Origin of the sequence: Chromobacterium violaceum ATCC 12472 (assembly GCF_000007705.1) — a bacterium.
Lineage (GTDB): Bacteria > Pseudomonadota > Gammaproteobacteria > Burkholderiales > Chromobacteriaceae > Chromobacterium > Chromobacterium violaceum.
Window position 1 is genome coordinate 2,738,315 of sequence record NC_005085.1, and the last position, 16,894, is coordinate 2,755,208.

15 protein-coding genes and 2 tRNA genes are annotated in these 16,894 nt (G+C 64.6%); 2 read left to right on the forward strand and 15 right to left on the reverse strand.

Features of this window, described 5'->3' with window-relative positions; all coding sequences use genetic code 11:
• Window positions 1–13: 13 nt before the first annotated feature.
• The 7 genes from CV_RS12430 to CV_RS12460 form a co-directional block, all read right to left on the reverse strand.
• Complete coding sequence (locus CV_RS12430; protein ID WP_011136092.1) at window positions 14–1,297, reverse strand: MFS transporter; 1,284 nt, start codon at window positions 1,295–1,297, stop codon at window positions 14–16.
• Window positions 1,298–1,445: 148 nt separating this feature from the next.
• Complete coding sequence (locus CV_RS22190; RefSeq protein WP_011136093.1) at window positions 1,446–2,039, reverse strand: PqiC family protein; 594 nt, start codon at window positions 2,037–2,039, stop codon at window positions 1,446–1,448.
• A complete protein-coding gene (locus tag CV_RS12440) occupies window positions 2,036–3,655 on the reverse strand; it encodes an intermembrane transport protein PqiB (protein WP_011136094.1) in 1,620 nt (539 codons plus the stop codon). The genes CV_RS22190 and CV_RS12440 overlap by 4 nt, the downstream gene beginning before the upstream one ends.
• Complete coding sequence (locus CV_RS12445; protein ID WP_043596212.1) at window positions 3,645–4,280, reverse strand: paraquat-inducible protein A; 636 nt, start codon at window positions 4,278–4,280, stop codon at window positions 3,645–3,647. The genes CV_RS12440 and CV_RS12445 overlap by 11 nt, the downstream gene beginning before the upstream one ends.
• The gene (locus CV_RS12450; protein ID WP_043596214.1) at window positions 4,262–4,882 is read right to left on the reverse strand and encodes a paraquat-inducible protein A; all 621 of its coding nucleotides are present in this window, start codon (window positions 4,880–4,882) and stop codon (window positions 4,262–4,264) included. The genes CV_RS12445 and CV_RS12450 overlap by 19 nt, the downstream gene beginning before the upstream one ends.
• Window positions 4,870–5,160 carry a helix-hairpin-helix domain-containing protein gene (locus tag CV_RS12455; RefSeq protein ID WP_011136097.1) on the reverse strand — a complete coding sequence of 97 codons (291 nt, stop codon included), beginning with the start codon at window positions 5,158–5,160 and terminating at the stop codon, window positions 4,870–4,872. The genes CV_RS12450 and CV_RS12455 overlap by 13 nt, the downstream gene beginning before the upstream one ends.
• A gap of 86 nt (window positions 5,161–5,246) precedes the next feature.
• Window positions 5,247–6,011 carry a sulfite exporter TauE/SafE family protein gene (locus CV_RS12460; RefSeq protein WP_011136098.1) on the reverse strand — a complete coding sequence of 255 codons (765 nt, stop codon included), beginning with the start codon at window positions 6,009–6,011 and terminating at the stop codon, window positions 5,247–5,249.
• Window positions 6,012–6,102: 91 nt separating this feature from the next.
• On the opposite strand from CV_RS12460, the gene CV_RS12465 reads away from it, so the two are divergent.
• Window positions 6,103–7,026, forward strand: a complete 924-nt coding sequence (locus CV_RS12465; protein ID WP_011136099.1) for a LysR family transcriptional regulator — start codon at window positions 6,103–6,105, stop codon at window positions 7,024–7,026.
• Between the two features lie 48 nt (window positions 7,027–7,074).
• On the opposite strand, the gene CV_RS12470 is transcribed toward CV_RS12465, so the two are convergent.
• The 5 genes from CV_RS12470 to lon all read right to left on the reverse strand — a co-directional run bounded on the left by CV_RS12470 (window position 7,075) and on the right by lon (window position 12,050).
• The gene (locus CV_RS12470; RefSeq protein ID WP_011136100.1) at window positions 7,075–8,913 is read right to left on the reverse strand and encodes a SurA N-terminal domain-containing protein; all 1,839 of its coding nucleotides are present in this window, start codon (window positions 8,911–8,913) and stop codon (window positions 7,075–7,077) included.
• Between the two features lie 71 nt (window positions 8,914–8,984).
• Window positions 8,985–9,061, reverse strand: a tRNA-Asp gene (locus CV_RS12475).
• 7 nt (window positions 9,062–9,068) lie between these two features.
• A tRNA-Val gene (locus CV_RS12480) sits at window positions 9,069–9,144 on the reverse strand.
• A 48-nt stretch (window positions 9,145–9,192) separates the two neighbouring features.
• Window positions 9,193–9,462 (reverse strand): HU family DNA-binding protein, encoded by a 270-nt coding sequence (locus CV_RS12485; protein ID WP_011136101.1) that lies wholly within the window; start codon window positions 9,460–9,462, stop codon window positions 9,193–9,195.
• 173 nt (window positions 9,463–9,635) lie between these two features.
• A complete protein-coding gene (gene lon, locus CV_RS12490) occupies window positions 9,636–12,050 on the reverse strand; it encodes an endopeptidase La (protein ID WP_011136102.1) in 2,415 nt (804 codons plus the stop codon).
• A gap of 135 nt (window positions 12,051–12,185) precedes the next feature.
• Here lon and CV_RS12500 point away from each other — a divergent pair.
• Window positions 12,186–13,306, forward strand: a protein-coding gene (locus tag CV_RS12500) for an IS3 family transposase (RefSeq protein WP_115610257.1) whose coding sequence is annotated in 2 segments (ribosomal slippage) — window positions 12,186–12,444 and window positions 12,444–13,306 — 1,122 coding nt in all. Because the reading frame shifts where the segments join, the coding sequence is not laid out codon by codon here.
• A gap of 95 nt (window positions 13,307–13,401) precedes the next feature.
• Here CV_RS12500 and clpX read toward each other — a convergent pair.
• The 3 genes from clpX to tig are packed head-to-tail and all read right to left on the reverse strand — an operon-like array spanning window position 13,402 to window position 16,660.
• A complete protein-coding gene (clpX, locus tag CV_RS12505) occupies window positions 13,402–14,682 on the reverse strand; it encodes an ATP-dependent Clp protease ATP-binding subunit ClpX (protein ID WP_011136104.1) in 1,281 nt (426 codons plus the stop codon).
• A 16-nt stretch (window positions 14,683–14,698) separates the two neighbouring features.
• Complete coding sequence (clpP, locus tag CV_RS12510; protein WP_011136105.1) at window positions 14,699–15,331, reverse strand: ATP-dependent Clp endopeptidase proteolytic subunit ClpP; 633 nt, start codon at window positions 15,329–15,331, stop codon at window positions 14,699–14,701.
• Window positions 15,332–15,352: 21 nt separating this feature from the next.
• Window positions 15,353–16,660 carry a trigger factor gene (gene tig, locus CV_RS12515; protein ID WP_011136106.1) on the reverse strand — a complete coding sequence of 436 codons (1,308 nt, stop codon included), beginning with the start codon at window positions 16,658–16,660 and terminating at the stop codon, window positions 15,353–15,355.
• Window positions 16,661–16,894 lie beyond the last annotated feature (234 nt).

The following is a 16,894-nucleotide window of genomic DNA, read 5'->3' on the forward strand; positions in this document are numbered from 1 at the left end:
TCCCGCGCCGCGCTCAGCCGCGTTCGTTGGTCAAGGGAATGGGATTGACGGGCTCGGCCGCGCGCGCCCGCGCCTTGGCTCTTGCCGCCGATTTGAAGGAAAAATGCATCCACACCAGGCTGACGCACACCGTGCCGTACAGCAGCATGAAGGCGCTGCTGCGCACGCCGGTCAGGTCGAGCAAGACGCCGAACAGGATGGGCAGCAGGAAGCCGCCCAGGCCGCCGGACAGGCCGACCACGCCGGACACCGCGCCGATGGAGTCGGGAAATTCGTCGGAGATGAACTTGAACACCGAGGCCTTGCCTATCGCCATCGCCACGCCCACCAGGAACAGCAGGCCGGTGAACAGGTAGACGTTGAGGCCGATGTGCAGGCTGAGCGGCCCGCCGGTGGTCGCCACGCGCATCTCGGTCTGCGGATAGGACAGCAGGAAGAAGGCCACCCAGCACACCCACATCACCGCCCAAGTGACCACGTAGGGGCCGAAGCGGTCAGACAGATAGCCCCCCACCGCGCGCAGCACGCCGCCCGGCAAGGAGAAACAGGCCGCCAGCAACGCCGCGTGCTTCAGGTCCAGCCCGTACTCGCCGACGTAGTACTTGGTCATCCACAGCGCCAGCGCCACGTAGCCGCCGAACACCACCGAGTAGTACTGGCAATAGCGCAGCACCGCCGGATGCTTCATCAGCGCCAGCTGCTGGCGCAGCGTCACCGTGGACGGCGCCTTGTGGGCCGGATCGCTGAAGGAGAACAGCCAGAACAGGATGGCGGCGGCCAGCATGATCAGCGCGTAGGCGGTGGGCACGCTCTGCCAGCCCCAGGCCAGGATCAGCGCCGGGGCCACCAGCTTGGTCAGCGCCGAGCCGGCGTTGCCGGCGCCGAAAATGCCCATGGCCAGGCCCTGCTGCTCCTTGCGGAACCAGCGCGCCACATAGGGCGTGCCGACCGAGAACGAACCGCCGGCCAGGCCGACGAATAGCCCGGCCAGCAGGAACTGCCAGTAGGCGCTGGCGAACTGCATCAGGTAGATGGGCAGCACGCAGCTGAGCATCAGCGCGAACAGCACCGGGCGGCCGCCGTAGCGGTCGGTCCAGATGCCCAGCGGCACGCGGATCAGCGAACCGGTCAGCACCGGCGTGGCGGCCAGGATGCCGAACTCGGTTTCATTGAGGCCCAGCTGCTGCTTGATCGGGATGCCCAGCACCGCGAACATCATCCAGACCATGAAGCAGAGGGTGAAAGCCAGCGTGCTGCTGGCCAGCACGCTGTAGCGTTTGAATGTCGGGGAAGTCATGGCGCCATATCCATGGAGTGGTCATGGCTACCACGATAAGCGACGGCGGCGCGCGCCGATATTCGTCTGTCGCAGGACTGTCAGTCTGCCAACGGACGAGGCGGATTAACCCTTACGGCTGGCGCCGGCTACTCCCAATGGGGGAGAGTCAGCCCGCGCGCCACCATTCCGGGTGCTGGGCCAGCGGCGCGGCGATGTCGGCGGCCAGGCCGTCCAGCAACGTCTGCAGTCCGGCAAGCAGCGCTCCAGGCTGGTCCGACGCCACCGGCTGGCTGCGGCTGAAGCCGCCGCGCGCCAGTATCCTGCCGTCGGCCGCGTTCTGCAGCTGCCAGGCCGCCTCCAGCGCCGCGCCCTGCCCCGGCTTCAGGCTGAGGCCGCGCACGTCTACGGCGATGCGCAGCTCGCCGCCGTCCATGCCCGGCTGCGGATAAGCGTAGACGCTGGCCACGCCGCTGGCGCGCGCCACGCCCAGGCTGAGCCGCTGCGCCAGCAAGCGGTCCAGCGGCGCGCTCCAGCGATCGAACTCCTGCAGTTTCAGCTCGCCGCCGCCCATGTCCAGCACCAGTTGCGGCCTATCCAGCGCCGCGGGCAGGCTCACCGGCCCCAGCAGCACCCGCTTGCCGAACTGGGCCTGCGCCTGCGGCGCGGCCGGCGCGTCCAGGCCGTAGAAACGGGACTGCGGCGACGCGCAGCCCGCCAGCGCGGCGGCCAGAAAAACGGCGGGAATCCAATGTCTGATCATGGTTGAGCCTCCTTGCCGCGCACCAGCGCCTCGGGATGGCGGTCCAGGTAATCGGCCAGCGCGCGGAAGCTGCGCGCGGTCTCCTTCACTTCCTGCGCGGCGGCGCGCACGTCCTGCTGCAGCGGCGAATCGGCGCGCATGGCCTGGCGGGTGGCCTCCAGCGTCTGCTGCAGCTGCTCCAGCGTCTTCAGCGTCTGGGGCACCGCGTCGCCGTTCAGGCCGTCGGACAGCTTCTTCACGCTGTCCAGCGTCTGGTGCAGCGATTTCAGCGAGGCGTCGGCCTCCTTGCCTATGCTGTCGAACGGCACCGCGTCCAGTTTCTTGACGATGCGCTGCAGCACCCGCTGCAGCTCCTCCAGGTCGCCCGAAATGGTCGGCAGCTCGGGCAGGCCGTTGCGCACGACCAGCTTGGCCGGCGGCGCGTCGCGGAAGAAGTCCAGCGCCACGTAGAGCTGGCCGGTGATCAGATTGCCGGAGCGCAGCTGGGCGCGCATGCCGTTGGCCACCAGCGCCTGCGGCGACAGCTTGCCGCTGATGCGGCCGCCGCGCGACAGGCTGTCCAGCCGGCTGGGATAGGTGCGGATGTCCACCGTCATGTCGAAATCTTTGCGTTCCGGCACGTACTGCACGCCTATCGCCGTCACCTCGCCTATGGTGATGCCGCGGAAGTCCACCGGCGCGCCGACGCTCAGGCCGCGCAGCGACTGGCGGAAACGCAGGCGGAACGGCTGCATCTCGCGGTCCGGGTTCTGCAGCGCCCTGTCGCGGCTGTCGTGCAGGATGAAGTTGCGGTCGGACAGCGGGATGCCGGCGTTGTCGGCCAGCGGCGTCTCGAAAGCGATGCCGCCCAGCGCGATCGCCGCCAGCGACTGGGTGCTGACGTTGAGGCCGTTGGCGCTCAGCGACACGTCGACTCCGCTGGCGTGCCAGAAGCGGCTGTTGGCGGACACGAAACGGTCGTACGGCGCGTTGATGAAGACGGCGACCTTGACGTAGCCGCCCTTGGAGTCCAGCTCGTAGCCGACCACCTGCCCCACCGGCACCCGGCGGAAATACACCGGCGAGCCGGTGTTCAGCGAGCCCAGGTTGTCTGCGCGCAGCGTGAAGGTCTGGCCGGGCAGGTCGGCGTTGATGATGGGCGGGGTTTCCAGGCCGACAAAGTCGGTCTTGCGCGCCTCGCTCTTGCCGATGTCCATGCCGATGTAGGAACCGGACAGCACCGTGCCCAGGCCGGACACGCCGCCGCCGGACACGCGCGGCCGCACCACCCAGAAGCGGCTGTCCTCCGCCAGGTAGTCGGCCGCCTCCTTGCTCAGTTGCGCGGTGGCGACGATGGCCTGCCGGTTGGGGCTGAGCTTGACCGAGGTCACCTCGCCGATTTCCACGTCCTTGTACTTGATCCGGGTCTTGCCGGCCTCTATCCCCTCGGCGTTCTGGAAGGAGATGGTGATGGTGGGGCCGCGCGACAGCACGGCGTGCACCGCCAGCCAGCCGCCTATCAGCGCCGCCACCACCGGGATCAGCCAGACCAGCGACGGCGCCCAGCGACGGCGGCGCACCGGCACCGCCTGCGGCAGATCGTCCTGCTCCGGTTTTTGTGGATTGTCACTGCTCATCGTGTTCCTCTACCGGATCCCAGATCATCCTGGGATCGAAACTCATCGCGGCCAGCATGGTCAGCACCACCACCGCGCCGAAGGCGATCGCCCCCGGCCCGGCCTTGATGCTGGCCAGCGACTGCCATTGCACCAGCGCCACCATCAGCGCCACCACGAAAATGTCCAGCATCGACCACGGGCCGATCACTTCTATCATCCGGTACAGCCGCGTCCGCTGGCGCGGTGCCCAGCTCCAACGCCACTGCACGCTGCACAACAACAGCAGCAAGGCCAGTATCTTCAGCAGCGGCACCAGCACACTGGCGGTGAACACCACCAGCGCCAGCGGCCAGGAATCATTGTTCCACAAGTAGACCACGCCGCTCATGATGGTGTCGCGCTGCACGCCGGTCAGCGCCGTGGTTTCCATGATGGGCAGCAGATTGGCCGGCAGATAGCTGATCATCGCCGCCAGCAGCAGCGCCCAGCAGCGCTGCAGCGCAGCCGGCCGCCGCAAATGCAGCGGCGCGGCGCAGCGCGGGCAGACGCCCGCCTCGCGCGGAGGCAGCCTCACCAGCAGCCCGCAGCCATGGCACAGGCACAGATTGCGCGCGGCCGCGCTGTTCAAGGGGTAGCGCGGCATGACTGGTAACGTTCCCATAATTGATGCGGCCGGAAGCGGCTGGCGCTGGCCGCCATCATCACGATCAGGCCGAAAAACGCCCACAGGCCGATGCCGGGCTGCACGCTGGCGAGATGGACCAGCTTGACCAGCGAAACCAGCACCCCCAGCAGGAAGACCTCCACCATGCACCAGGGGCGCGCCAGCCCGCGCAGCCGCATCATCGCCGGAAAGCCCGGCAACGCGCGGCCGAACAGCAGCGGCAGCTGCAGGTAGAGCATGCTGGCCAACTCCAGCGCCGGCATCACGATGCCGGTGAACAGCACCAGCAGCGCCACCTCCGGCATGCCCTGCCCATGCAGCGCCAGCGCGGTCTGCCACAGGGTGGCGGCGTTGCGGTTGCCGGCGATTTCCAGCACCAGCACCGGGTAGACGTTGGCGATCGCGAACATCACCGCGCCCGCCGCCAGCAGCGCCACGCCGGCCTGCGGCCCGCTGTCCGAGTACTCGTACAGCTGGGCGCCGCAGCGCGGGCAATGCACGCACACCCGCCCGGCCTGCGCGCCGGGCAGGCGCAGCAGCAGGTCGCAATCATGGCAGGCCGTCAGGCTCACACCGTCCATCTGCGCTTGCGCTCCGCGGTGAAGCTTGGCCAGGCGCGCGCCTCGCCGGTATCCATGTAATGGCAGACCGACATCAGCACATCGAGCACGCAGGGATCGTGGCGCTCGCCGGTGGCGTCGCACAGCCGCAGGTAAAGCTGGTGGGGATCGCGGCCCCGCAAATCAGCCGGATGATTGAATCCGAGCAGCCGCAAATCGGCGGCGGCGCGCGGGCCGACATTGGGCAGCTGCAGCAGATCGGTGGCGGCGTCCGGCGGCGGACAGCGGGATGGGTGCATGGAAAACGGCCGTGGCGTAGTCATTCAGACTACATGATAAAGGAGCGGCCGCCTCAGTTCAAAGCGGCCGCGCCCGGACAAACCGCTCAGCCGTGCAAGATATCCCAGGCCAGCTTGCAGATCAGTACGCTGGTCAGACCAAGAAACAGCACCCGCACGAAACCGGCGCCCTTCTTCATCGCCAGCCGCGTGCCCACCATCGCGCCGGCCATATTGGCGGCCGCCATCGGCAGCGCGAACTGGTACAGCACGTGGCCGGCGCCGACGAAGAAGATCAGCGCCGCGACATTGGTAGTCAGGTTCACCACCTTGGCCGCCGCCGAGGCGTGCAGGAAATCGAAAGCGAAGAAGCGGATGAACAGGAACATCAGGAAGCTGCCGGTGCCGGGACCGAACAAGCCGTCGTAGAAGCCGATCGCACCGCCGATGGCCATGCCAATCGCCATTTCCCGGCGGCCGATGGCCACCGGCTTGTGCAGCTTGCCGAAATCCTTCTTCCACAGCGTGTACACCGCCATCACCAGCAGCAGAACCAGCACCAGCGGCCGGATCACGCCTTTGGGAATCTGCGACACGGCGGCCGCCCCGGCGAAGGAAAACACGAAGGCGGTGGCCGCGGCCGGCAGCACCAGCCGCCACGGCAATTTCACCCGGCTCAGATAGGAACGCGCCGCAGACAGCGTGCCCACCGCCGCAGACAGCTTGTTGGTGCCGAAAATGGTGGCCGGCGCGGCATTGGGCAGCGCGCTGAACAAGCCGGGTATCTGGATCAGGCCGCCGCCGCCGACCGCGGCATCCACCAGGCCCGCGCAAAAGGCGATCAGGCACAGAAAGCTCAAGCTCAACAACATCGTCATCCTCCTCTTCGACGCGAATTGTACGTGCAGGTCTCAAACAATGCTTGCAATGTTATATTGCAAAAAACGCAATACAGGGGCCGCAATGAAACCGCTATGGGGAATCCGGATATTCTGCGCGGTGGTGGAGCAGAAAAGCTTCGTCTCCGCCGCCCGCCAGCTGGGCACCTCGCCCAGCAGCGCCACCCGAGCGCTGCAAGCGCTGGAAGAGGAGCTGGGCGCGATGCTGCTGGCCCGCTCCAGCAAGCAGGTGGAGCTGACCATGGCCGGCGAAGCCTATTACCCCGCCGCCCGCCAGATGCTGGACCTGCAGCAGCAGGCAGAGGATGAATTGAGCCAGCAGGCCGGCGCGCCGCGCGGCTTGCTGCGCTTCTCCGCGCCGGAAACGCTGGGCCGCGAGCTCTTGCCCGCCGTGCTGGGCAGGCTGGCCGACACCCACCCCGGGCTGCGATTCGAGGTGCTGTACAGCGATTCGACACTGGAGCCGATACGGGACAAGCTGGACTTCTCGATCCGCGGCGCCTTTCCCGCGTCCAGCGAGCTGATCGGCCATCCGCTATGGCATTACCGCCGCCATCTGTACGCCAGCCCGGACTACGTCGCCCGCCACGGCGCGCCGCAGAGCCCCTCGGACCTGCCCCAGCACCGGGTGGTGATCCACACCGCCCCCAGGGTGCTGAAAGCGTGGAATTTCGTGTCGGATGAACAAGCCATCAGCCTCAACCTCAACGCCTGGCACCGCAGCAACTCCGGCAACGGCGTGCTGGACGCCGTCCGCGCCGGCATGGGCATCGCCCGGCTGGGAGACTGGCTGGCGGAGCCGCTGGCCGCGCGCGGCGAATTGGTGCGGCTGTGCCCAGCCTTCCGCATCGTGTCCAGCCACGGCGGCGACCCGCAGATGCACGCGGTTTTCGCCAGCCGCGGCATGCCGCGCAAGGCCCGGCTGCTGCTGGACGCGCTGCGCCTGGAAGCCCAGGCGCGCGGCTTCGGCCGCCATGCGCCGGGCTGAAAGCAAAAAGCCCCGCATGCGCGGGGCTGGAGCCGGGACGGAGCCGGATCAGTTGCTGTCGGTCAGCGATTGCTTGCCGGCGGTGACCGGGTACTTCTCGCGCAGCGCCTTCAGGTAGCTGGCCAGCTGGCTGTTGGCGCTCAACTCGCCCAGCACATTGCCCAACTGAGCCTTGTCGGCATCGGTGACGGCCGGCGCCGGAATCACCTTGTTGACTCGGTAGATCACGTACTCGCCGGTATCATGGCGCACGCCGGCGAAGCCAGGCAGCTTGCTGCCGGCCACGGCGAACACCGCGCGCACGTCGGCGGCGGGCATGCCGGCAGCGGCGCGGCGGGAAACGGTGGCGGCGGGGCCCCACTTCTGCGCGTCCACGCCCTTGCCGGCCTTCAGCTCAGCCAACAGCGCCTGCCCCTTCTTGTCCGCCAGCTTGGCGCCGTCGCGCTCCACCAGTTCCTTGCGGATCGCGTCCGTGACATCGGCCAACGGCTGCTGGCGCTCCGGCTGATGCTCGGCGATGCGGGCGACCACCAGGCGGTTGCCGCCGATATCCACCACTTCGCTGTTGTGCTTTTTCTTCAGCACATCGTCGCTGAATACGGCGGACAGCAGTTTGGCGTTGCCCAGCAGCTCGTCTTGCGACGGCTGGTTGCGCCGGACCCAGTCGGAATGTTTGACCTCAAGCTTCAACGCGTCGACCACGCCTTTCAACGAATCGGCCTGCTGGTAGGCGATTTCGTTCAGTTTGCCGGCCTGCTCGTGGAACAGCGCCGCGGCTTTCTGCTTCTGCAGCTTGTCGACGACCGCGCCCTTGACGTCGTCCAGGCTCTGCGACTTGACCGCGTCCAGGCGGATGATATGAAAGCCGTACTCGGTTTCCACCAGGTCGCTGATCTGGCCCGGCTTCATCTTGAACACCGCGTCGTCGAACGGCTTGACCATCATGCCGTGGCCGAAGAAGCCCAGATCGCCGCCCTTCTCGGCGGAGCCCGGATCCTGCGACTTGGCCTTGGCCAATTCGGCGAACTTGGCCGGATTGACGCGCACCTCTTTCAGGATCGCCTCCGCCTCGGCCTTGACCTTGGCCTTTTGTTCAGGCTTGGCATCCTTGGCCACCGTCAGCAGGATGTGGGACGCGCGGCGCTGTTCGCCGGCCAGGTCGGCCTTGTGCTGGTCGTAGTACTTCTGCACCTCGGCGTCGCTGACCTTGATGCCTTGGGCCAGCGCGTCCTGCGACAGCACCACGTAGTCCAGCTTCACCTGCTCCGGCAGGCTGAAGCGCTTGGCGTTGGCGTCGTAATAGGCCTTGATCGCGGCGGCGTCGGTCTTCACCTCGGAAGCGAAGTCGGACGGCTTGAGCACCAGAGGCTGCAGCTCCCGGCCCTCGCCCAGCAGGCCCGCCACGCGGGTCACCACGGTATTGGACACGAACTGGGTGCCCGCCACGCTGCTCAATTGGCTCTGCAGCAGGATGTCGCGGCTGATGTCGGCCTCGAAGGCTTCCGGATTCGGGTAGCGGCTCTTCAGAAACTCGCTGTAGCGCTGGGCGCTGAACTGGCCGTTCTCCTGAAAGGCGGGAATGGAGGCGATCGCCTTGCGCAACTGATCGGGGCTGACGGCGGCGCCGTGGTCGCGGGCCTCGGCCAGCAGCAGCTCCTGGCGGATCAGGTTCTCCAGCGCGGCCTGGCGGGTTGCCGGATCGCTGGGCTGCCCTTCCAGCGCGCGATCCAGGTCGCGTTTGTAGATCTTGGTCTTGCCCACCTTGACCAGGTAGGGATCGTCGGTGGCGCTGGAGTAGCTGCCGACGCCGAAGCCCACGAAAGTCAGGGCCACGGCGCCCAGGATCACTTGAATGACGGTTTTGTTGTTCTGGACAAACTCGAACATGACGATTGGCTAAGGCCACCCCTGTAAAAAAAAAGGTGAACGCGCAAACGGTTCACCTTCTCTCGTGTATTTGGCGGAGTGGACGGGGCTCGAACCCGCGACCCCCGGCGTGACAGGCCGGTATTCTGACCAACTGAACTACCACTCCGAACCGTTGGTGGGCGTTGACGGAGTCGAACCGCCGACATTCTGCTTGTAAGGCAGACGCTCTACCAACTGAGCTAAACGCCCTTGCGCCCCGCTGAGGCCCGACGAATCAGGCCCCGACGGAAGGGCTGATTATAGCGCGTCTTTCAGTGCCTTGCCAGCACGGAACTTCGGAGAACGTGCGGCCGGGATCTTGATGGTGGCGCCGGTCTTCGGGTTGCGGCCGCTGCGCTCAGCGCGCTCGCCCACGTAGAAGGTGCCGAAACCCACCAGGGTCACGGTATCGCCTTTTTTCAAGGCAGAGGTAACGGCAGCAACCATGCCGTCCAGAGCCTTGGCAGCAGCAGCCTTGGAGATGTCGGCTTCAGCCGCGATGGCGTCAATCAGTTCAGACTTGTTCACGTAAGTCCCCTTTCGTCGTTCTCGGTCTACGTAGTTCAGATAAAAACGCTTGCTTTATAGCAAGGCGGAAATCCTTGTGTCAAGCGGCTTCCACGGCCATTTTGCTAATTCGCAAGCACAACGGGAAGCCGCGAAAACACAGCTTATTCACGGCTTCGGTAAGACCATGATTCTTAATGCTTCAGGACCGGCACATTGCTGCCCGCATCCTGAGTCGGCGGAATGTCGCCAGATTGTTCTTCTTGCGACAGTTCTTCCGGTTGACGCTCCAGCGCGAGCGCCAGCACCTCGTCGATCCACTTGACCGGATGGATTTCCAGCTTCTGCTTGATGTTGGCCGGGATATCCACCAGATCCTTCTCGTTGCCCTTTGGAATCAGCACGTGGCGGATGCCGCCTCGATGCGCCGCCAGCAACTTCTCCTTCAGGCCGCCGATCGGCAGCACCTCGCCGCGCAGCGTGATCTCCCCGGTCATCGCCACGTCGGCGCGGACCGGAATGCCGGTCAGCACCGACACGATGGCCGTGGTCATCGCGATGCCCGCGCTGGGGCCATCCTTCGGCGTTGCGCCTTCCGGCACGTGGATGTGCATGTCGCTCTTCTCGTAGAAGTCGGGCTTCACGCCGAGGCTTCTGGCTCTGCTGCGCACCACGCTCATCGCCGCGGTGATCGACTCCTGCATCACCTCGCCCAACTGGCCGGTGCGCACGATATTGCCCTTGCCCGGCAGCGACACCGCCTCGATGGTCAGCAACTCGCCGCCCACCTCGGTCCACGCGAGGCCGGTCACCTGGCCGATGCGATTCTGCTCCTCGGCCAGGCCGTAGTCGAAGCGGCGCACGCCCAGATACTTGTCCAGATTCTTGGCGGACACCGTCACCTTGCCGGCTTTGGCCGGCTTCAGCAGCGCGCCGGTCACCACCTTGCGGCAGATCTTGGCCACTTCGCGGTCCAGGCTGCGCACGCCGGCTTCGCGGGTGTAGTAGCGGACGATGTCGCGGATCGCCGATTCCTGCACCACCAGCTCGCCGTCTCGCACGCCGTTGGCCTCCATCTGCTTGGGCAACAGGTACTTCAGCGCGATGTTCACCTTTTCGTCCTCGGTATAGCCGGAAAGACGAATGATTTCCATCCGGTCGAGCAGCGCCGGCGGGATATTCAGCGAGTTGGCGGTCGCGACGAACATCACGTCGGACAGATCGTACTCAACCTCGGCGTAATGGTCGATGAAGGCGTGGTTCTGTTCGGGATCCAGCACCTCCAGCAGCGCGGAGGACGGGTCGCCGCGGAAGTCGGCACCCAGCTTGTCCACTTCGTCCAGCAGGAACAGCGGGTTCTTGACGCCGATCTTGGCCATGTTCTGCAGCACCTTGCCCGGCATGGAACCGATGTAGGTGCGGCGGTGGCCGCGGATCTCGGACTCGTCGCGCACGCCGCCCAGCGCCATCCGCACGAACTTGCGGTTAGTGGCGCGGGCGATGGACTGCCCCAGCGAGGTCTTGCCCACGCCCGGAGGGCCCACCAGGCACAAGATGGGCGCTTTCAGGCGGTCGACGCGCTGCTGCACCGCCAGGTACTCCAGAATGCGTTCCTTGACCTTCTCCAGGCCGAAGTGATCCTCGTCCAGCACGGCGTCGGCGGCGGCCACATCCTTGCTGATCTTGGTCTTTTTCTTCCACGGCAGCTCGAGCAGCGTGTCGATGTAGTTGCGCACCACGGTGGCTTCGGCCGACATCGGCGACATCATCTTCAGCTTCTTCAGCTCCGACAATGCCTTTTCGCGGCCTTCCTTGCTCATGCCCGCGGCCTTGATGCGGCGCTCCAGCTCGTCGTGGTCGCTGGCCTCGTCCATCTCGCCCAGCTCTTTCTGGATGGCCTTGACCTGCTCGTTCAGGTAGTACTCGCGCTGGCTCTTCTCCATCTGGCGCTTGACGCGGCCGCGGATGCGCTTTTCCACCTGCAGGATGTCGATCTCGCCTTCCAGCTGCGACATCAGATGCTCGAGGCGGGTCTGCACGTCGAACATCTCCAGCACTTCCTGCTTCTGCTCCAGCTTCAAGGGCAGGTGGGCGATGATGCTGTCGGCCATGCGGCCGGCGCGGTCGATGCCGGCCAGCGAGTTCAGCACCTCAGGCGGGATCTTCTTGTTCAGCTTCACGTACTGCTCGAACTGCGCGAGCAGCGCGCGGCGCATCGCCTCGGTCTCGTTGGACTCTTCCAGTTCGCTGGACAGCGGCGAGAACTCGGCGACGAAGCAGCCGTCCTCCTCGCCCACTTCCTTGATGGTGGCGCGCTGACGGCCCTCTACCAGCACCTTCACCGTGCCGTCGGGCAGCTTGAGCATCTGCAGCACCGCTGCGATGGTGCCCACGCCGTACAGGTCCTCGGCCGACGGTTCGTCCTTGGAGGCCGAGCGCTGGGCGACCAGCAGGATCTGCTTGCCTTCGTCCATGGCCAGTTCCAGCGCACGGATCGACTTGGCCCGTCCGACGAACAGCGGAATGACCATGTGCGGAAAGACCACCACATCGCGCAGCGGAAGCAGCGGCAGCGAGGTCTCTTCTCTGATTTCTGCGGGTTGCGGCATATCACCTAACCTTAGCTTGGGGAAACAATGCTTGGAAAATGGGGCGAAAGGCCAGAATATCAACACCCCGACGTCCCCCCGGTATTGAGTAGCACGTGACTTTAGAGTCCAATCAACCACACACGGAGATTGGATATGAAGAAACGATTCACCGAAGAACAGATCATCGGCTTCCTGCGCGAAGCCGACGCGGGAATGCCCATTGCCGAACTGTGCCGCAAGCACGCCTTCTCGGAAGCCAGCTATTACCTCTGGCGCAACAAATTCGGCGGAATGAATGTCTCGGAGGCCAAGCGTCTCAAGGAGCTGGAGACAGAGAATGCGCGCCTGAAAAAACTCTTGGCCGAGACCATGCTCGAGAACGAGATTGCCAAAGAAGCCCTGAGAAAAAAGTGGTGAGCGCACCGTCACGGCGGGAGCTGGTGCGCCATCTGGTGGGCAAAGGGCTCAGCGAGCGCAAATCGCTGCGCCTGGCCGGCATGAGTCCCAGTTCATTCCGCTATCAGCCCGCCACCGATCGCAATGCCGTCTTGAAAGCGAAGATCATCGCGCTTGCGCAACGGCACCGACGCTACGGCGCCGGCATGATCTATTTGAAACTGCGGCAGAGCGGCATGGTGGTCAATCACAAGCGGGTGGATCGGCTCTATGCTGAGGCCGGTCTGCAAATTCGCCGGCGCAAGCGCAAGAAAATCCCTGTGGCCGACCGTCACCCACTGGCCCGTCCTTTGGCCGCCAATCAGGTCTGGTCGATGGACTTTGTGTTCGACCGAACGGCAGAGGGGCGGGTCATCAAAAATCTGACGGTAGTCGATGATGCCACGCATGAGGCAGTCGCCATTGTTCCGGAACGTGCGATGGGAGGTCTGCATCTGACCCGCGTCCTCGACCAGCTGGCGCAGACACGTGGCTTGCCCAAAGCCATCCGGACCGATAACGGCAAGGAATTCTGCAGCCGAGCGATGTTGACCTGGGCACACGCTCGTGGGGTGCAGCTCTTTCTGATCGAGCCAGGCAAGCCGAATCAGAACGCTTACATCGAATCATTTAACGGGCGCTTCCGGGATGAGTGCCTGAACGAACACTGGTTCACCAGCCTGCGCCATGCCCAGGTCGTCATCGAAGCCTGGCGTAGGGAATACAACAACGAAAGGCCCAAGAAAGCACTGGGTGGTTTGACGCCAGCTGCCTATGCCGAATCACTTGCAGAGAAATCAGGTCAATTAAGCCCGGACTCTAAAGCTCTCTGCTACTGAAAGTGGGGGGACGTCGACCCCATACTAAAACAGATTACGTCGGCGACAAATAAAAAACCGCCCTGACGGGCGGTTCAGTCATTCAGGCCAGGCCGTCAGGCGGATTGTGCCACACCGCCGCCTTCGCGATAGATGAAAAGCGGCTTGTCGCCCTTCTCGATCACCTTCTCGTCGACGACGACTTTTTCCACGTCCTGCATCGACGGCAGCTCGTACATGGTATCGAGCAGCGCGCGCTCCAGGATGGAGCGCAGGCCGCGGGCGCCGGTCTTGCGGGCGAGCGCCTGCTTGGCGATCACGCGCAGCGCCGACGGACGCACTTCCAGCTCCACCGTTTCCAGCGAGAACAGCTTCTGGTATTGCTTGATCAGCGCGTTCTTCGGCTGGGTCAGGATGGAAACCAGCGCCTCCTCGTCCAGCTCCTCCAGCGTGGCCACCACCGGCAGACGACCGATCAGTTCCGGAATCAGGCCGAAACGGATGATGTCCTGCGGCTCCACTTCCTGGAACAGCTTGGTCAGGCTCTTGCCATCGTCCTTGGAAGAGACCTCGGCGCCGAAGCCGATGCCGCCCTTCTCGGAACGCTGGCGGATGATCTTGTCCAGACCATCGAAAGCCCCGCCGCAGATGAACAGGATATTGGTGGTGTCGACCTGGATGAATTCCTGGTTCGGGTGCTTGCGGCCGCCTTGCGGAGGCACCGAAGCCACCGTGCCCTCGATCAGCTTCAGCAACGCCTGCTGCACGCCCTCGCCCGACACGTCGCGGGTGATGGACGGGTTTTCCGACTTGCGGGAGATCTTGTCGATCTCGTCGATGTAGACGATGCCGCGCTGGGCCTTGTCGACATCGTAGTCGCACTTCTGCAGCAGCTTCTGGATGATGTGCTCGACATCCTCGCCCACATACCCCGCCTCGGTCAGCGTGGTGGCGTCGGCGATGACGAAGGGCACGTCCAAGAGGCGCGCCAGCGACTGCGCCAGCAGCGTCTTACCGGAGCCGGTCGGGCCGATCAAGAGGATGTTGCTCTTGGCCAGCTCGACATCGTCCTTGCCGCCCTTGTTGTACAGCCGCTTGTAGTGGTTGTACACCGCCACCGACAGGGTCTTCTTGGCAAAGTCCTGGCCGATGATGTACTGGTCAAGGTCCGCGCGGATCTCCTGCGGGGTCGGCAGCGGATGGTCGGCGGACGCGCCGCCGATCACTTCGCCGCCAGTGCCTTTTTCCAGCTCCTCGCGGATGATGTCGTTGCACAGCTCGACGCACTCGTTGCAGATGAACACCTGCGGTCCGGCGATCAGCCGCTGCACCTCATGCTGGCTCTTTCCGCAGAAAGAGCAGTAGAGGAGCTTCTCGTTGCTGTTTTTGTCAGCCATTAGCCCATTCCACTACTTAGGCCGTCACATCCCGGCGGGAAGACAGCACTTTATCGATCATACCGTAGGCGCGGGCCTCTTCGGCGGACATGAAATTGTCGCGCTCGGTGTCGGACTGCACCCGCTCCAGCGTCTGGCCGGAATGCTTGGCCAACAGCTCGTTCATCTTGGCCTTCACCTTGACCAGCTCGCGGGCATGGATTTCGATGTCGGTCACCTGGCCGGACAGGCCGCCGCCGTACAGCAGCGGCTGGTGGATCATCACCCGGCTGTTCTCCAGCGCGAAGCGCTTGCCGTGAGTGCCCGCCGCCAGCAGGAAGGCGCCCATGCTGGCCGCCTGCCCGATGCACAGCGTGGAAACGTCCGGCTTGATGAAGTTCATCGTATCGTAGATCGACATGCCGGCGGTAATCGAGCCGCCCGGCGAGTTGATGTAGAAATGGATGTCCTTGTCCGGATTTTCCGACTCCAGGAACAGCATCTGCGCCACAACCAGGTTGGCCGACTCGTCGGTGACGGGGCCGACCAGGAAGACGATGCGCTCCTTCAGCAGGCGAGAGTAGATGTCATAGGCGCGTTCGCCGCGGCCACTCTGCTCCACCACCATGGGCACCAGGCCCAGACCTTGCGGTTCCATCATAGATTTCATCGGCCACTCCGAAAGTTGTTATCAGGCTTGGCTGCCCATCAGTTCGTCGAAGGACAGGTCCTTGGCTACAACATTGGCCTGAGACAGCACAAATTCAACCACATTGTCTTCCAGGACCATGGAAGTCGGGCCTTCGAGGCGGTCGGCGCTCTCGTAGTACCAGGCCAGCACGTCTTCCGGCTGCTCGTAGCTGTCGGCGAACTCGGTGATCATCGCGCGCACCTGCTCCGGCTTGGCTTCCAGCTTGTTGGCTTCCACGATTTCGGACAGGATCAGACCCAGCTTCACGCGGCGTTCGGCCTGGGCGGCGAACAGTTCCGGCGGGAAGGGCATGTCCTTCACGTTCATGCCGCGTTGCTGCATGTCGCGGCGGGCTTGCTCGACCAGGCGGCCGATTTCCAGGCTCACCAGGGCCTTCGGCAGTTCCAGCTCGGTGGCGTCAATCAGCGCCTGCATCACGTTTTCCTTGATGCGGGCCTGCAGGCGGCGCTTCACTTCGCGCTCGACGTTCTTGCGGATTTCGCCGCGCATCTTTTCCACGTCGCCGTCGGAGATGCCCAGCGCCTTGGCGAACTCTTCGTTCACTTCCGGCAGGGTGGCTTCAGCCACGTTCTTCACCAGGATTTCGAACACGGCGGTTTTGCCGGCCACGTCCTTGCCGTGATAGTCCTCGGGGAAGTTCACTTCCACGGTCTTGATGTCGCCTTCCTTGGCGCCGACGATGCCGGCCTCGAACTCGGCCAGCATCTGGCCCTGGCCCAGCACGAAGGGGAAGTTCTCGGAAGAGCCGCCCTCGAAGGCCACGCCGTCGATGGCGCCCTTGAAGTCGATGATCACGCGGTCGCCCTCGGCAGCTTCGCGCTCAACGCGGTTGTAGCGGGTGCGCTGCTTGCGCAGGATGTCGATGGTCTTCTCGATCTCGGCGTCGCCGACCACGGTATTCGGCTTTTCGATTTCCTTGCCTGCCAGCTCGCCGACCTTCACTTCCGGGTAGATTTCGAAAGTGGCGGCGAACTTGAAGCTTTCCTTGTCGTCGCCGGCGGCAACCGGCTCGAAACGCGGGTAGCCGGCCACGCGCAGGCTTTGCTCGGTCACGGCCTTGTAGAAGCCTTGCTGAACCTGCTCACCCATCACTTCTTCACGCACCTGGGCGCCGTAGTTCATCTCCACGATCTTCAGCGGAGCCTTGCCCGGGCGGAAACCTTGGATCTTGGCGCCGCGCGCCACGCGCTTCAGACGCTCGGCGACTTGGGTTTCAATGGCTGCCATCGGCAGGGCGATGTTCATGCGGCGCTCAAGATTGCTCAGAGTTTCCAGCTGTACTTGCATGTTGATTCCTTCAACTGTGACAGGTGTTTTTTAGTCATCTGGGACGGTACGACGCCCATTCCCGCCAGGCTTCCGGCGCCCGCCGGACGGCATGGAATCGGCGCTGCGCGGAGTTACACCACGCACCCAACGAAGCAAAGAGTATAGCACGCGGGGGCGCTTGTCTGTACCCCGCACGGCCCCAACTTCGGCCCAAAGGCCCGCCGCTCGCGGCTCCGGCCGGGGTGGCGCCGA

What these genes read in the sequence shown, in the direction of transcription:
- CV_RS12465 (WP_011136099.1), top strand. Translation starts at nt 6,103, where the DNA reads ATGAAACCGCTATGGGGAATCCGGATATTCTGCGCGGTGGTGGAGCAG.
- CV_RS12455 (WP_011136097.1), bottom strand. Translation starts at nt 5,160, where the DNA reads ATGCACCCATCCCGCTGTCCGCCGCCGGACGCCGCCACCGATCTGCTG.
- CV_RS12430 (WP_011136092.1), bottom strand. Translation starts at nt 1,297, where the DNA reads ATGACTTCCCCGACATTCAAACGCTACAGCGTGCTGGCCAGCAGCACG.
- CV_RS12445 (WP_043596212.1), bottom strand. Translation starts at nt 4,280, where the DNA reads ATGCCGCGCTACCCCTTGAACAGCGCGGCCGCGCGCAATCTGTGCCTG.
- clpP (WP_011136105.1), bottom strand. Translation starts at nt 15,331, where the DNA reads ATGAAATCTATGATGGAACCGCAAGGTCTGGGCCTGGTGCCCATGGTG.
- clpX (WP_011136104.1), bottom strand. Translation starts at nt 14,682, where the DNA reads ATGGCTGACAAAAACAGCAACGAGAAGCTCCTCTACTGCTCTTTCTGC.
- CV_RS22190 (WP_011136093.1), bottom strand. Translation starts at nt 2,039, where the DNA reads ATGATCAGACATTGGATTCCCGCCGTTTTTCTGGCCGCCGCGCTGGCG.
- CV_RS12470 (WP_011136100.1), bottom strand. Translation starts at nt 8,913, where the DNA reads ATGTTCGAGTTTGTCCAGAACAACAAAACCGTCATTCAAGTGATCCTG.
- tig (WP_011136106.1), bottom strand. Translation starts at nt 16,660, where the DNA reads ATGCAAGTACAGCTGGAAACTCTGAGCAATCTTGAGCGCCGCATGAAC.
- lon (WP_011136102.1), bottom strand. Translation starts at nt 12,050, where the DNA reads ATGCCGCAACCCGCAGAAATCAGAGAAGAGACCTCGCTGCCGCTGCTT.
- CV_RS12450 (WP_043596214.1), bottom strand. Translation starts at nt 4,882, where the DNA reads ATGGACGGTGTGAGCCTGACGGCCTGCCATGATTGCGACCTGCTGCTG.
- CV_RS12440 (WP_011136094.1), bottom strand. Translation starts at nt 3,655, where the DNA reads ATGAGCAGTGACAATCCACAAAAACCGGAGCAGGACGATCTGCCGCAG.
- CV_RS12460 (WP_011136098.1), bottom strand. Translation starts at nt 6,011, where the DNA reads ATGTTGTTGAGCTTGAGCTTTCTGTGCCTGATCGCCTTTTGCGCGGGC.